Here is a 17,644-nt window from a genome sequence, read left to right as displayed (position 1 = left end):
CGGATAGAACACTAATAATGGTATTAAGGTATAAAAACTAACCTGACTACCAAAAAGTGTTGTGAAGGTGTAACAAACTAAAAATATAATTGCTTCGATGACGTTTACTAATATATGTGTTGCTTTTAAAGTTATTTTAATTAATAATATCCCCAATCTCAATCTATATGTCTAATAAAATAACTAGAATCATCTACTTTCTAACAAGATACTGATTTGTTCTATAAATATCTAAAAACAAAATATCAATATCATTTAGCTTTCTTGATATTATATTTTGTATGTAAAGCGAAAGAGATCCTTGTATCACAACATCTCCTTCATGTAAAATTTTCCTTATAATTAAATTATTATCCATACATTAAAGTTATATTATAATAAAATGAATTTTTTTTAGTATGAAATTTTTTACCATAATACAAATGACCTTATAAATAAGTTAAATTTGTGATTATTTATAATTGTTCATAAATTAATTTTATTAATATATTTAACAAACTGATCATCTTCAATAATTTTAAAAATTTTGTAGTACATTTGTTATTTAAAAATACATTTTTTATAATTTATAATATAATAGTTTAGATTTTTCAAAAGAAAAAGGGAGGTCTAATATGGCAAATATTAAATCTAAGGTTAAGAACATTGCTAAGATTGAAAAAGCAAGAGCTAGAAATGCAGCTATGAAATCACGTGTTAGAAAAGCAATACGTGCAGCTCGTGAAGCTGTTATTGCTAAAGATGAAAAAGCAGCACAATTAGTTCAAAATGCACATTCAATCATTGCTAAAGCAGTTCAAAAAGGTGTTTTCCACCCAAATAAAGGTGCAAGAAAACAATCAAGACTTGATGAATTTGTAAACAAAAACAAATAGTTACTAATTCTAAAAATACTTACGTCATAGATAAATTCTATGATGTTTTTTTATTTAGACTTTTTACTCATTGAAATTTTATCATCTTTGTAAATATGAAAATTTTCATATTTGTCTTTCGATTATTAACAATAAATATGTAAAAAGCTAAATTTTATTGTTTTTTTGAATAAAAATTTAACTTAATGAAAAAAAAAAAAAAAAAAACATTAAAACTGGTGAATTTTCATTATAAAATTAAATTGTTGATACAAATATTAAAATTGTTAAAAGAGGTCAAAATGAAAAAGAAAAATAAAGCGTTAAGCATTATTACAATTGGTTCAGGAATTGCTGGATTATCATTAGGAATAGTTTCTGCTAACACCAACTCTAAAGAAACACAAAATAAATATGAAATTTACCCTAATCCCCATAATATTTCATATGATGGAAGTCAATCTTTGATAACTCAATCTGTAAATGTTGTGGTTGAAGATGGAATTGATCAAGACACAATTACAAGGTTAAAAGAAACACTTAAGTTGCAAGGTATTACTGATATAAACTTTACAAGAAGAATTGATAGTGATAAAACAAACTTTATTTTAGGTACTAAAGATAATAGGGATACCTTTGTCGATAATTATATCAAATCACAAAACATCACTTATCAGGATGGTTTAATGGATAAGATAGACTCATATTTATTGAGTATTAAAAATAATGTTATTGCAATCTATGGAAATGAAGTTGATTCAACATTTTATGGTGTCACAACACTTTGGCATATTTTCAATCAACTTCAAGGACACCAAATTGAAGATCTTAAAATTGAAGACTATGCAGACGTAAAAACAAGGGGTGTTGTTGAAGGGTATTATGGTAATCCTTGAAGTGTTGAGGATAGAATTAATTATATGACTTGAGGTGGTTACTACAAACTTAATGCATACTTCTACGCTCCTAAGGATGATCCAAAACACAATAGAAATTGAGCTGAATTATACACTAATGAAGAAATTGAACGTGTTATAAAGCCAATTGCTGAAGCCGGTAATAAGTCTAAAGTTAGATTTATTTATGCCCTTCACCCATTTATGCATAATCGTCTGGATAATGGTAATGTTGAAGATAAAAAAGAAAAACTCAAAGCTAAATTTTTACAAGTTATTAAAGCAGGTGTAAGACAAATAGCTATTTTGGCTGATGATATTGGTTCAGCTATAGCTGAAGATTTTCAAGTTAAACTACTTAATGAAATTGTGGATTGACTTAAAGAACTTAAGAAAACTCAATATCCCGATTTAAAAACAACATTACCATATGTAGTAAGAGAGTATGGAGGTTGAGGACAAGAATATTTCAAAAGATTTCCACAAGAAGTTCAAATAGTTATGACTGGTGGAAAAACATGAGGTGAAGTATCAAAAAACTTTACTGATTCATTTAAGGGTAAAGTCGGAAGAAGTCCGATGTTATGAATAAATTGGCCATGTACTGATAATTCAAAGAATCACTTAATTATGGGTGGATACAAAGAATTTTTACATGCTAATGTTAATCCAGAAAACATTGAAGGTATTATTCTAAACCCAATGCAACAATCAGAACCATCAAAAGTTGCGATTTTTGGTGCAGCATCATATTCATGAAACAAATGAAGTGATAGAAATGATGCCGACAAAATTTGAGATGATGCATTTAAACACATTGACAATAAATCAGCATTTGATACACCGGTATCAAGAGCATTTAGGGAACTTTCAAAACACATGATCAACCAAAAAATGGACAGTCGTGTTGTAAAGTTAGAAGAATCTATTGAATTAGCACCGAAATTAACAGCTCTATTAAATAAATTAACTGAAAAATCATACACAAAAGATGAAGTTCACGGTTTGGTTGCTGAATTTGCAAAATTAGGGGATGCTGCAAATTTATTTATTGAACAAGCAAATAACAAAAAACTAGTTGAGCAAATTAGACCATTTCTAGAATCATGAATAGATCTTACACAAGCTGCACTATTCTATTTAGAAATATTGGTGAAAATAAAAGATGAAGATATCAATACAATTAATTCACTATATACTCAAGCTAAAGCTAAGTTATACTCAGCTAGAAATAACCATAAATTCTCATATCTTTCAGAATCTAAGAATGCTGAAGTAGGTGCTCAACACATTCAACCTTTTTTAACCAAATTAGATAATTTTACATTTGAATACCTAAATGAAGTATTAAATAAAAACAAATATACCACAACTTGAACTTCTAATGTATTTAAAAATCCAAGTAGCGGCAACTTAAATGGTGTATTTAATCTAGACAAGCCTCAGCCTATTCAATTCACAAATCCTAATCTTGTCAAAAAAGATGACTACATTGGCGCTGAGTTTAGTAAACCAATTGAATTAAATAGTGTATCAATTGAAATGGGTACTGGAAGAAGACATTTCTTTAGATCTAAACTACAATATCAACTAAATGGTCAAACAGAATGAAAAGACATTAATGGTGAAGTATATTTTAGACCCGAAGGATCAATTGAACCTATTGAGGTAGGTAACTTAAAAATAAGAAACGTTAAGGCTGTTAGATTAATTTCTACACAAAATGATGGCGGAACAAAATGAATCGATGTTAACCGTTTTCAAATTAACAAACCTGAACTTAAAGATCTTGAACTAGCTAAACCTATCAAATTTAATAATGTTGTATTAGATAAATTACAAGCGGTATATGGAACACAACCAAAAAACGCAATAGATAACGCAGAAAATATTGAGTTATATGTTAAAACAGATCAGCAACCAAAAAATGATTCTATAAAAAAAGATGAATCGGTAGAATTTCATTTTAATCAAAAAACTGAAGTTACTAAATTTGAATTTATACAAGGTATTTCTTCAGCTAATGATGTAATTAATGAAGGAGTTGTTGAATGATATGATGATGCTTCTAAATCATGAAAACAATTTGGAGATGGTAAAATAAATAATTCAAGAGTTCAAAGTGTGATTGGTTATGCTAACACGACAAAAATGCGTGTAAGAAATAGAAAAGATAAAAATGTTTGATGAAGAATCTCAGAAGCTAGAGCATATGGTTATGAACCAAGAAAAAATGTTAAATATAGTATTTCAAGCGATAATTTGGTTATAGCTACAAATAGTATAATCAACGACTGATCAAATAACAATAAACTTTCTTATGTATTAGATGGTAATAGAAATACTATATCGTGAATGTCAGTAACAGAAAATGGAAAAAGAAATCAAAACATTAAAGCTAATAGCAACCTTGTCATAGATTTTGACAAATCAATGCAAATAGAAAAAATTATAGTACGTCAAGGTGACGGAGATAACATATCTGGAATAAAAATTGAAGGGTATGAAAATGGTGAGTGAATCAAAATAGATGAACAAAGTAATGCTCCTAGAGAATATACTGTAGATGCATCAAAATTAACAAATCACTTCACAAAAATAAGAGTATCATCAACAAAAAATACTAATTCTTGATGACAATTAGCAGATGTTATAATACATGAAAAAAGACGTCCTTCAAAAGAATATGTAATTGAAAATCCAGCTAACAATTTATTAGTTCAAAGAAGTGAAAATAATTATAAATTAGTAGTACAAGGAAATGATGCTAAAACAATTACACTAAATAAAGATCAATATGTTGGAATTGACTTAAAAACACTTGAAAAAATAAAAGAAGTAAGTAAAAACCAAATCAATTTAAATGGCGCTCAATTACAAACTTCACTAAATGGTATAGTTTGAGAAAATGCAGATTCAGTAGATTCTATTAAAAACAAAATTGTTAGATTTATTAGAATAATAAATAACAGTGAAACTGAATCAAGTAAATCAATAACTTTAGATAGTGTTGTAATAACAACAGAAGACACTCTTGAATTTGGTAAATTAGCCAAAACTACTTTTGGTCAAGGTATAAATAAATGAGGTGACAGTAGATGAAACAAGGCTGCCTTTGATGGAAATATTGGTAGTGCAACTAAATTTGGAATGGTACCTAAAAAGGGTAATTACATAATTTATGACTTAGGAAAAGAAATTGATTTACGTAAATTACGTATTTATGCACGTGGTAATTCACTTGACTTTCCAAGAAATATCGAAGTGTTATATTCGACAAACCTTGAAAATAATTACACTAAGTTATTTGACATTCCTACCGTTGATGATCGTAACACTAGACTAGATAATGTTAATTCAGAATCTATTAAAGTAGACAGCAAATATCCAGCAATGAGATATTTTGGACACGAACAAGACCTAAACCAACCAGTAAAAGCTAGATACATTAAATTATTAGTAACTAAAGATTATCCAAACCTTTCGTTGGTATTTAATGAAATTCAAATAAATGATGGTGAATATATATCTATTCCTAACGATCCTAGATTTAGCGGTGCAGAAGAAAGTTCAAAGAACACAACTCCATCAAAAATGATGGATTCAGATTTATCAACTTATTATGAACCAAAAGAGTCAAACTCAGAAATTAAATATTTCGAACATGATCCACAACCAGGTAAATTTATTCAATTTATTACAACTGATAAATATTCAGATGCAACTGTAACAGTAAAAACAGCTAACGAAACTGGGGTAGTCAAAGAATATCAACTAGGTAAGTTATCTATAGATAATATATCATTTAGAATACCTGAAAAAGAAAGTATATTAGAAGTTAAAATAAATTGAACAGATAAGAAACCTCAAATTAAAGAGATGACCTTATATGACTCTGATGAAACTTCTGAATTGAATAAGGAACCTTTAACAAAATTAACAAAGTTGCCAAGTGATTTTGATAATTGAGTTAATGAAGATAAAGCCAAATTAAACAATTTAATTGAAATTGCTAAAAAAGTTTTAAGTTATGAACATGTCACACAAAAAACTTTAGATAAGCTAGTAAATAATATCAATAGTATAATTCAAAACAAAAGATTAAAAGGGGATATAAGCAAATTACAAGCTGAAGTTAACTCTGAAATAACTGATCTGGAATATTATGTTGAATCGACAACCATAGAATATAAATATTCTTTAGCAAAAGCTAAAAATTTAATAGCTAACTCAGCTGATGAAACACAAGATGTTATTGACTTAATCTATCAAGAATTAATGGACGCTAAATCTAAACTTAGATTTTCACCTAAAAACAAGGACGAATTAAAAATAAAAGTTAATGATTTTGAGAAATTAAACCCTAATAGATTTTTAGAAGAAAATTATCAATTATTACATGAAAAAGTAACTAAAATAAAACAAAAAATATCCGATGATGATATAGCTTCATTAACCGATAAAATTCACCCAAAAGAATTTGCTAAACTAATTTCTGAATATGATGAGTTATACAAAAAGTTAGTAGATTCAGAAAAAGGAGTTAAGTTCAATGAATATAACAAAATCAAAGAATTAGCTAATAAATTTATCGACCAAAATGGTTCACAATGACAAAATTTATCAAATAAATTAAATGATAAAATAACTGAATTTGACAAACAAGTTAACAGCGATGATTCAACAATTGAATCTATAAACGCCGCAATAGAAGGACTAACTAAAGCTCTTAATGATTCTCAAACTGAAAAAGCTAATAAAATAAATAAATTAAAATCTATTGCGACTACATTGATTGAGGATGGGCAAATATACACAGAAGAATCGTTCAATAAATATCTAGAAGTTGCAAATAAAATTAAGGATCTTGTCGCTAACCCAGATAAAATTTTAGAAGAAGAGATTGATTCATTAATCGAAAATATGAAAACTGCAACAGATGAACTACAGTTAAAAGATCAAAGTAATTTAGATGGCATCAAACAATACGCAAAATCACTTGCTGAAAAACTAGAAAATAATAAAGAAGAAATTAATAATGAAATTGATCAAGCTCAAAATCTAGAGACAATAAAAGTTATTATTGAAAAAATAAAAAATCAACTAATAGAAGAATCTAATAATAAGATTGACAAAAAACGTAATGAAGGAATTGATTTAGCTAATCAATTACTCAATAAAGAAAAAATTAATGAATTCATTTATGACTTAAATAATGCTAACGATATTCAAAGTCTAGAAAACATCATTAATTTAATTAGAAATCAAATTCAAGAAACTAAAGAACAATTAGCTTCTAAAATTAGAGATAATTTAACCGAATTAGAAAATCAACAACTAAAAAATTCTATATTAGATGATGTAAATAATAATTTATCAAGTTTATCAATCTCAAAATTAAATGAATATATAGAACAAATTAAAAGAGAAAAAGAAAATGAGTTAATTAAGAATATAAGCAAATTGAGAGCACAAAATAACAACTTAATTAATCAACTTGAATCAGAAAAAGATTCATTTACTAATAGACTTCAAAATTCAAACACATTAGATGAACTTAAAACATTAAACAACGAATTAAGAGAAATTGTTGATAAGTTGATTTCAAAATATAAAACAGATGCAAATCGTGAGTTAGACAAATTAATTAACAAAGAAAATTACGCAACAAGAATTGAAAATACAAATAATGTAAACGTCTTAAAAGATTTAATTAAAGAAATTCAAGATAAATTCAAGATTCAACAAGAACAATTAAAACAACAAAAAATTGCACAAATTAGATCAAAAATTGAGCAACTTGATGATCAAAATCTAATTTCTGCCTTAGTTGATGAATTAGGAAGTATCGTTGAACTAAGTCAATACGATCCTTTCAAACAAAAAGTAGATCAAAAAATAGAAGAATTAATTAATACACTAAAACAAAAAGCATCTAATTTATTGGATAAAATTGAAAATAAGGAAGATATTACTAATGATCAAATTCAACAAATCGATAACTTAGTTCAAATAAGAAATCTAATTGCTTTACTGGAAGATAAACTTCAAGTTCAAACTCAACAAAAAATCCAAAATAAAAAACTTGAATTATTAAATAAAATTTCAACAGAAAGTGAATTAGACGCTTACAAAAACAACGTTAATAATTCTAATACACTTGAAGAACTTAGCATGATTGAAACTCAAATTGATAGTAAAATAAATGAGATTCAAAACAAGAGAGTTGCTAACAATAGAAATTGAATTAAATCTAATTTATCACAATTAAACAGATTTTTAGAACTATTAAGTAATCAAGAGATTCAAAATCCGATTAAAAACGAATTAAACCAAGAAATCACGAACATAAACTCATTTGATGTAACTAACATTCCTGATTCTGATAAAGAAACTCATCAAAACTTGATCGTACAATTAACAACAAAAGCAAATGAAATTTTAAAATCTAACTTAGTCACTCTTCCTTTACTAAGTATTCCATTATCAAAAGATGTTATTAGAGATAATTTAGAAAAAATTAAAGAATCGATAAATTCAACAATGAACGAATCATCAAAACAACTTAATATCGATCAATATCAAAACATTATTAATCAAATTAATAATCTTAATTATGATGATTCTTTCTTAGAACTAATTGATCAATACACCAATTTAGTAAGACAATATGACCAACTTTGAATAAACTTGAGAATAACACTTATTAATAGTCAATTTAATGAATTAGAAACATTAAAACAAGAAATTGAAGACCTAATTACTAAAAATAATTTAACTGATGAACCTGAACTAAGTGAGTTACAAAGTAAAATCCAACTAAACAGTTCATCTAAAATTATTTTAAGTGCAACCACTAAATTGAACACACAAAAACAACTTATAAACGAACTTAACAATAAAGTTAATTCATTAATTAAACAAAAAGAAGAACAAAAAACAGCAAGAACTAAGAGAACAAGAATTATTATTGGTAGTGTAATTAGCGGATTAGTAGTAATAGCAACAGTTGGTCTCATCATACTATTCAAAAGTAAAAAAGGCAAAAAATAAACAATAGTAGCACAAACTAACATTTGTGCTATTTTTTTATTTAAAGCTCAAATAAAAACACCACAAATTAATTGTGATGTGTGTTACAAACTAAAATATTTCTTCAGTTCTTTTGAAATTCTTAAAGATTAATAGATAACCTTTAGATGTAGTTTCTTGTTCTATAAATTTATGATGCATCGGATCTATCAAGTTAGCATCGCCACCACTTATTAAATAATTAGATGAATTATTATTGTCTAAATATGTATTGTGACATTCATTAATAAATCCATTTGCACTTACCAATGCTCCTTTATATACATTTGGTATATTAACTTTAGTAAATTCAATTATTTCTTGATTAGACATTTTTGATATTGATTTATAGTATCTTTTTCTCAAAATTGAAGCGTCTTTAATAAGATTTACAATAGTTCTAACTATTCCTAAGGTAATTATTATTTCATTATATTTATTATCATTTAACGAAATAAAAATCGAAGCTGTGCCAAATAAAAATATACCTTTTTGTTGACAATTTCTATATTTATTGAACAAGAATTCTGTATTTCCTATTAAATCTATTCCCTTTTGGTTAAGCAATTTTTCATCTATTTCATAAGATATGAATTTTCTTAATGAATCCATGTTATAAATATCTATACCAATAAATTGTATTTTTAGTTTTTTAATAATTTTTTCTGCAATATTAAGAACTACCGAACCAATCAATATAGTCTTGGTATTATATTTTTTAATAAGCTCAATTAGATTATTCATGATTGTTTCAATATCATATTTATTGTGTTTCTCGATTTTAGTATTATTTATAACGTTTGTTTCATAATCCATAACATTGATTTTACAATTTGTATTACCAATGTCAATAACCATATATATATTATTTGATTTCATTTTTTATTTCTCTTACTATTTTCTTTGCCAATTCAGTTTTAGATAAATTATTAAATTCTCTTTGAGAATTATTTGTGATTATATAACCTGAAGATAAATTTGATTTTAATGTTTCTTTATTATTAACAATAATCATATTAAGATTTTTATTTTTCAGTTTTTTTAGTCCATTTTCTAGGACATTTTGACTTTCCAAAGCAAAACCAATTCTCACTTTATCAGGGTAATTTTCCGAAACTCACTTAAGTACATCTACACCTATTTTATAGGTAAATTGAAATTCTGAATCTTTCTTTATTTTTCCATCAAATTTATCAAAAATCAAATCACTAACAGCTGCAACTGACAAATAAATATCTTGTGATTCAATACTATTTTTAACAGCTTCGAAATATTCATCTACTGTGGATACGTTAATTATTTTTATATCATTATTAATATATTTATTTAACTCCGGTAAGTTAGAATTTATCACAGTCAAATCAAAAGTATTCTTTAATTCATTAATTAATGATAATCCCATTTTCCCTGATGAACGAACTGAAACTGTACGAACATCATCAAGTTTAACTTCTGTATAACCTATTGTAATCAAAAGTTTCTTCTTGTTTTCATTATTAAAAAAATTTAAAACATCACAAGGTTCAGAAACTCTTCCATACCCTTCTTCACCACAATAAAGTTGACCAAATTCAGGACCAATAAAACTTACCCCTAATTTTTTTAATTTGTTAATATTTTCCTGCAAAATTAGATTATCAAACATTCTATAATTCATTGCTGGACAAACATAAATTTTATTAAAAAAACCTATAGATAAAATTGATAGAACAAAATTATCAGTTATTCCGTTAGCAAATTTATTAATTGTATTAAAGGTTGCTGGATACACTATTATTTTGTCAGCTCATTTTGCAAGTTCTATATGTTTAGTTGTTAGATTATTAAAATCATCATCAACAACGTAATTATGATCTAACTTTACCAAATTCATCTTTAGAGCATTATCTGTTAAGGCAAATTTAACTTCATGATTATTTTCACTAAAGACCTTAATTAATTGATTTGTCTTTTTTAGAGCAATACTGGCACTTGACAAAATTAAAATTTTCACTATTTACTCCCGAATATTCTGTCACCAGCATCGCCTAGACCTGGTTCAATATATTTATTTTTATTTAACTTTTCATCAAGAGAAGCTAAATAAATCATAAAATCTTTGCCGAATTTCTTCTCAATGTGCTCTACACCTTCTCTAACTCCAACTAAACATACTAATTTAATATTAGTAAATCCATCTTTTTGCAATCTCTCAATTGAATCAGCTGCACTACCACCAGTCGCTAACATTGGGTCAACTACAAAAATTTCACTATCTTTTGCAACTTCGGGCATTTTATAGTAATACTCCTTAGCTTGAAAAGTTTTTTCATCTCTATAAAGACCAATATGTCCTACTCTAGCTTCTGGAACTAATTCAAGAAGTCCATCAACCATTCCTAGCCCTGCACGCAAAATCGGAACAATTACAATTTCTTTATCATATGTAAAACCGTTATATTCTTTTTCTAATGGTGTAGTAATAAGTTTACTTTTTGTTTTATAATCTCTGAGAATTTCATAAACCATAAGCATGGCAATCTCATTAAGATTTCTTCTAAAACGTGAGTGATTTGCGTTTTTATCTCTCATGTTTGTTAACTTAATTTTAATTAAAGGGTGTTCTAAAACTTTCAACATAATTTCTCCTTATCTATTTGCAAAAAGAAAATTTAATAAAGTAGTAATAAATATTAAAATGACAACAATTGAAAGAATTCCAATAACTCAATAATGTAAATAATGATCATTTCTAAGTTTATCGAATGCTCTCTTGTTTTTTTCAAGATCTTGATCTTTAATTTTACCTGTTTTTAATTCATTCATCAATTTTTCTAATCTGTTTAAATACTCTCTATTTTTAGCTTTTCTTATTTTAGTACGCTCAATTTTCCTTTGAACTTTATTATATTCCTTTTCAACTATAGTGATAAATAACATTCTAAATTGAGAATAACTAATTAACTTATCATTTTTTTTAATCATTACTTACCTCAACTTGACTTAATAAATAAATCGCTGCTGTCTCGGCACGCAGAATTCGCTTTCCTAAACTTACTGATGAAAATCCTTTTTGGGTTGCTTTATTAATCTCTTCTTCACTAAAACCACCTTCGGGACCAACCAAAAATAAAACATCTTTATTAATTTTTTGATTAATAAATTCATTATTATTTTTTTCATGAGCAATGATTTTAATTTCAGCCTCTTCATTTAAAATATCTTCAAAAGTTCTTAGTTGACTTAATTCAATATTAATATTTCTATATGACTGTTGGGCTGCATTAAACATAATTTCATTAAAACGTTCTATTTTCTTATTAAACTTAAACTTAGCAATTTCACTGATGGTATGTTGCGACACAAAAGGAATTATTTCAGTTGCACCTAATTCGACCGCTTTTTCTATTAACCATTCAAAGCGTTCAAGTTTAATTAAAGATATACCTAACTTAACTTTAAAATTGAACTCATGATTTTCATGTATTTCATCTTTTATTAAAGCAACATTATTTTTTAATGTACACAAATAAAATCTTTTATCATAGACAGCAACAATTTCTTTATTTTCTAATCTAAGAACCTTAAAATGTTTGATAGTTTTATCATCAAAAAATAGTTCTTGATTATTTTTACTTATAGCAAAAAATCTATTCATAGGATAATTATAACTTAATTTGAATCTGATTAAAAAAGTTGACTAATTAATGTCAACTTTGCGTTTATTAATCCAATAATCTATCAGCAGTAAAATTAATCTCTGGATAGGTTTTTTTATTAGATATAAATTTACTTTGTAATTCTACTAAGTATTTTGCTGAGAATCATCGTCTCATTACAACATGAGGTCTAGCATTGTTTCCGATTACAGTATCATCGTTTTCTGCCTTAACAAAAACATTGTTGTAAAGATTGCTTCTAAACATTGGGTTTGAGGCATCAACTGAAGCTAAGAAACTAGGTGAAAATAGGTAATCCATTCATTGTTGTGTATTTCAAATAAGAGGTATTAGACCATTTTTATTTCATAATTCCTCATTTTTGGCATCTCTAACATCTAAATTCTGTCCTTGCTTGTTTATGTAATCTTTATATATCTCTTTTTGATATCCATGTTCTGAATAAATATTCGTATTAAACGTATTTTTATAATTTTCTGACCCGCTAGCTCCAGTAAATAGAACACTTTGTCTATACGCAGATGTTGTGTCACTATTGTAATGTAAGTTTATCATTTCGTTTAGCAATTCAGCCTTAGAATTATCAGTAATAAACTCATCTTGTGTGCTAACTGCTGCAACATTTTCGAATCATTCCATGAATTTTAATAAGAATTCATAACTTCTTGAATATCCAAACATAGAGAAAATGTCAGCATTTTTAGAAGTTAAATACTCTTTATATTTATCTGCTTTTACTTTCATTTTTGTAGCATAAGTTCTAGCTTTATTTTTGAAATCATCACTATATTTTTTGTTAGCAAATCATTGATCACCTTGAACTAAAGTTGAAAAAGCAGTATATTTAGTATCAAATTGAGTTGATAATTCTGTTAACCGATCTTTAATTTCTTTATATTTATTAGCTTCAGCTTGTTTAGAATCCTCTAAAATTTTTGATAATTTAGTATTTAATTCGGCAATTGTGCTTGAGTGTAAATCATCAATTTTAGGTGTGTTTTCGTTAACTATTGAATCAGTGTTGCTACGCATAGTAGTTTTAATATTTGCATAAAGAGGTTCATACATTATTTTTATTTCTTCGGCTTTAATTTGCTTAATTATTGATTCGTAAGTTGTTTTGTTTGTTTCAGCAGCTTGTTCTTCAACGGCTTTAGCATTTGTAGCTGTTTCAAGTGCTTGAGTAAGTACAGTTAATCTTTTTTCAATCTCTGCTTGACTTAAATTTTCAATGGTTCCTTCATTAGCTAAATTTATTGCAGTTTTAATATCAGTTTTGATTTGAGAAAATCTTGCATTATCTTTTGTATTAGCGTCAAAAGTTTGTGATTCAGCAATTTTATTCTTTAACTTTTCTAATGAACTAAGTCTAGCACGTTCAGTAGTTTTAACTTTTTCATATTCATCTTTTAATTCAGTAAATTTAGCTTGAAGTTCACGAGAATTAGTGCTTGTTGATAAAGCTTTTGCTTCATCAAGTTTAGTTTTAAGTTCGGGATATAAATCATAATTATAATTTTCTGCTTCAACTTTAGTAACAAGTTTATTTAGAATATCTTTATAACCTTCAAGAACTTTTGAGTTCATAGTATCAAATGATTCCTTAATTTGTTCTAATGAATAATCTTGGTTATTTGAAGCATTATCAAACGAAGTTTTAATGTCACTAGCTAAATCTGTTGATTCAATATAAGTAAAATCATTATTTAGACGTTCATTTTCATTTCAATACGAAACTTCAGCATTAATATCGGTTCTATATTTATCAATTAAGGCATTATCTTTAGCTTTATTTAATTGTTCAAGCAATTGAGTTATATTTTGATCGAACAATTCTTGTTTTTGATCAAGATTAATATTTTCTAAAAGATTATTTACGATGTTATCAAAATTATCTTGAATAGTTTGATATTCTGTTTTATTTTCTAATGCATTCGAAACTTCTTGTTTAGCTTTTTTAATTTCTTCATAAAGATTTGCTATTGCAGTAATTTTAGTACTTTTGTCATTTAATTTTGAGCTTAAATTATTTATGTCAGCAAGAGTAGCAACATTTGTGTCTAAACTATTAGCATCATCAATAATTTTAGAAAGTTCTTGTTTAAATTTATCTAAGTTTTGATCTGCTAGTGAATCTAAAAGAGTTGTAGCATTTTTTATATCTTCATTAAGTTGTTTTATAGCTTCATCTTTTTGATTATTATAATTTGTAATACTAGTGTTGGTTTTATCAATAATATTATTTAATAGATTTATTTTTTCATCAATTTCATGATCATTAAGATTAGAAATGTTATTTTCAGCATCAGTTGTAGCATCATTAAGTTCAGATAATATATTTTTGATCTCTGATTCTTTAATTGTTTCATAATCTTTTAATTGATTTTCTTTTATAAATTCAATTAAGTTTTTTAATTGTTCTACTTTAGCTTCATGTAAAGCAGCATTATGTGCTTTTTCTAAATCGCTTTTAGCTTTAGTATTTGCATCTTTAATCGATTGGATTCTGTTATTTAATTCATTCATATCCATAACATTTTGATAGTTATCAATACTTTTATCTAATGATTTTTTGAATTCTTCTTTTATTTCTGGATAGTCATTGTATTTTTCTAATTCATTTGCAATAACTTTATCATAAAGACTTTTTAGATATTGTTGTTTTAATTTCACTTCATTTATACTTGATACAACATTTTCTACAACAATCGAAATTTGTTCAGCTTTTTCATCTAATTGTTCTTTTGAAAAATTAGATAATTGTTCTTCAGTGGGTAGAGTGCTTAAATAAGTATTAACCTTATCTAAAATTTCATATGAATTATTTGCAACTAATGTGTTCTTTAATTCATTAAGAGCTGATAAATTATTTTGATAATTTTTTAATGATTTTTCTTTATCTTCATTATATGTATTTAATTCATTCAATGTTTTCTTTAGTAAATCATTTAATTTAGTTGTATTCTCATTAATTTGTTCTACTTCCATATCTTTAGCTGAATCTAAGATCTTATTTGCTAAATCATTCAATGGACTTAATGTTGAATTTAGTTTAAAGTCATTTAAACTTGGATAATTTTTAAGATATTGTTTTTTAATTTTATTTACTTTATCAATTAAAGCATTTTGTTTATTTTCTAGTTCTTGAGCAACTTTATCTTGGTTGTTCTTTTCGTTTTCAATAAGTTGATTTTTGTAACTGTTGGCTTTTTCAATAGCTTTAAGAATCTCGTTTTGAGACTGAATTAATGGTACATATGAGGTGAAATTATCTTCAGGTTTAATTGAATTTTTATCTAATAAAGATTTGATTTGATTAACAATATCAGAATATTTTTCATCTGCAAATTCTGATTCTAAAAGTTTTTTAGTTTTATCAATTAAGTTTGTTAAGTTTGTCTTTTCTTGTTCAATTATGCTTAAATTAAATTCAGCATATAATTTGGATAATTCATTATATTTGTCTTTGAAATTAATTGATTTATTTGATAATTCATTCTGAAATTGACTTACTAATTCAATAAATTTAACTACCTCTTCTCTTTTGTCATCAGTTAAAAATGCTAATTCACTCTTAGTTTTGTTGATTAATTCATAAAGTTTCTTTTTATATTCTGAATTTGTATTGCTACTTGAAACTGTGCAACCCACCAAAGTAGCACCTAGCGCTGTAGCACCAACAGCACCTAAAGCAATTAATGATATAAGTATTTTCTTGTGTTTCTTTTTCATTTTGATCTTCTTTTAATTAAGTGTGATATTTAAATTATATTTTTATCAAAAAAAAAAAAAAAACATGAAAATTTCAAATATATAAAGTGGAAAAGTCATGCGACCATTATTTTTATTTAAAGAGCTTGAAGTACGATAGTGCTTCAATATTTATAATTATATTGCTTTTTTATATAAAAAAGCACACCAAAAGAATCGGTCATGACCGATTTTAAATTTTTTTCGATATTATTTTGAGATAAGTAATAAATATTCGTTAATTCTATTGATCATTATTTGGATTTGTTCATCCGAAAATTTGTCCATCGAAATTCCTTTAGCAATATATCTTCTGATATGTCTATGAATATTTTCGATTGAACCTTTTTTATATGAACAATATGCATCGCATTTGTATAAATTATTTTGATTAATAACTTCGTGTAACAACACGTTCTCGGAGCCATTGTCTATTGTCAAAGTTTTGACTTGCAATGCATTATTTTTAATAATTTTGATCAGTGAGTTTTTTACTGCTAGTGAAGTCTTTAAGGATTTAACTGAATAAAGTTTTCTAGATTTTCTATCTAAAACAGTAACTAAGCAATATTTATCTTCGCGCTTACCAATAACTGTGTCAAGTTCATAATGTCATTCAGTAGTTCTGTTGTTAGCTTCCTCAGGTCTTTGATGAATTGGGATTGCATTTTTAAGTGAACTTTTTTGAGTTTTAATAACTCTCTTTCGGTATTTTCCTACTGAAAGAAACTGCAAAATATCTATAGATAAGGAAAACTCATTTGACTTTAAACACTTATATACAGTACTTGTAGTGGGACAAGGACTATTAGGATAATGTTTTTTAAATTTATTAACAAGTGCCTTAGCAGAAACTTTTATAGCTCTTTTTGTAAAATCCTTACTAAAGCGATTTTCCCTAAAGTATTTAACTTCATTATTTCAAAATTTGACAAAACTTTTTCATTTATCTTGAATAGTTTTGGAATGAAGTCTAGTTCTTTTTGATTTATAAAATATTAAATGTTCAGCTAATAAATTAAAATCTAAATAGTTAACATAGTTAATATAATTGTCACAATTAGGACAAACTTTTTTAAATTTCTTAACAAAATCACCCTGATTTGTTGTAGAAATTTTCAACAGCCTTCTAATAGTTTTTGGTTGAAATCTTACAATTTTCGAAACTTGAGAAATAGTCTTATTTTCTTTAATTAATCTTAAACATTCATTGAAATGAAGAATACTCATTTGGTTTTCTTTTAATAATCTCGTTTTTATGATTTTTGAATGCAATAGCCTAATTTCTTCGTCAGAATTCTTTATCAAATAATGATTGTTAGGAAGATGTTTTTGTTTAGTTTTTATGCATACAACTTCTTCTAAAGATTTTTTAATATTTGCTATAATCATATTGGGTCCTTTCTTATTTTTG

9 protein-coding genes are annotated in these 17,644 nt (G+C 26.0%); 2 read left to right on the top strand and 7 right to left on the bottom strand.

Features of this window, described 5'->3' with window-relative positions:
• Positions 1–614 precede the first annotated feature (614 nt).
• Together rpsT and EXC66_RS01010 are read left to right on the top strand one after the other, a co-directional pair.
• Entirely contained in the window at positions 615–875 is a 261-nt protein-coding gene (rpsT, locus tag EXC66_RS01015) for a 30S ribosomal protein S20 (protein WP_006886263.1), read from the top strand.
• 281 nt (positions 876–1,156) lie between these two features.
• Positions 1,157–8,803 carry a beta-N-acetylglucosaminidase domain-containing protein gene (locus EXC66_RS01010; protein ID WP_006886262.1) on the top strand — a complete coding sequence of 2,549 codons (7,647 nt, stop codon included), beginning with the start codon at positions 1,157–1,159 and terminating at the stop codon, positions 8,801–8,803.
• Positions 8,804–8,893: 90 nt separating this feature from the next.
• Here the strand turns inward: EXC66_RS01010 and EXC66_RS01005 are convergent, their stop codons facing one another.
• The 7 genes from EXC66_RS01005 to EXC66_RS00975 all read right to left on the bottom strand — a co-directional run bounded on the left by EXC66_RS01005 (position 8,894) and on the right by EXC66_RS00975 (position 17,622).
• Complete coding sequence (locus EXC66_RS01005; RefSeq protein WP_006886261.1) at positions 8,894–9,700, bottom strand: type III pantothenate kinase; 807 nt, start codon at positions 9,698–9,700, stop codon at positions 8,894–8,896.
• Positions 9,687–10,814 (bottom strand): bifunctional phosphopantothenoylcysteine decarboxylase/phosphopantothenate--cysteine ligase CoaBC, encoded by a 1,128-nt coding sequence (gene coaBC, locus EXC66_RS01000; protein WP_006886260.1) that lies wholly within the window; start codon positions 10,812–10,814, stop codon positions 9,687–9,689. The genes EXC66_RS01005 and coaBC overlap by 14 nt, the downstream gene beginning before the upstream one ends.
• Complete coding sequence (gene upp / locus EXC66_RS00995; RefSeq protein WP_006886259.1) at positions 10,814–11,440, bottom strand: uracil phosphoribosyltransferase; 627 nt, start codon at positions 11,438–11,440, stop codon at positions 10,814–10,816. Before upp ends, coaBC begins: the two co-directional genes overlap by 1 nt.
• Positions 11,441–11,449: 9 nt before the next feature.
• Positions 11,450–11,785 carry a hypothetical protein gene (locus EXC66_RS00990; protein ID WP_006886258.1) on the bottom strand — a complete coding sequence of 112 codons (336 nt, stop codon included), beginning with the start codon at positions 11,783–11,785 and terminating at the stop codon, positions 11,450–11,452.
• A complete protein-coding gene (locus EXC66_RS00985; protein ID WP_006886257.1) occupies positions 11,778–12,458 on the bottom strand; it encodes a 16S rRNA (uracil(1498)-N(3))-methyltransferase in 681 nt (226 codons plus the stop codon). The genes EXC66_RS00990 and EXC66_RS00985 overlap by 8 nt, the downstream gene beginning before the upstream one ends.
• A gap of 67 nt (positions 12,459–12,525) precedes the next feature.
• A complete protein-coding gene (locus tag EXC66_RS00980; RefSeq protein ID WP_006886256.1) occupies positions 12,526–16,212 on the bottom strand; it encodes a rhoptry family protein in 3,687 nt (1,228 codons plus the stop codon).
• Positions 16,213–16,440: 228 nt separating this feature from the next.
• The gene (locus EXC66_RS00975) at positions 16,441–17,622 is read right to left on the bottom strand and encodes an IS30 family transposase (protein ID WP_129622316.1); all 1,182 of its coding nucleotides are present in this window, start codon (positions 17,620–17,622) and stop codon (positions 16,441–16,443) included.
• Positions 17,623–17,644 lie beyond the last annotated feature (22 nt).

Origin of the sequence: Mycoplasmopsis anatis, assembly GCF_900660655.1 — a bacterium.
Taxonomy (GTDB): domain Bacteria; phylum Bacillota_I; class Bacilli_A; order Mycoplasmatales; family Metamycoplasmataceae; genus Mycoplasmopsis; species Mycoplasmopsis anatis.
The sequence above is the reverse complement of the archived record's forward strand: the minus strand, read 5'-3'. Positions and strand labels throughout refer to the sequence as shown.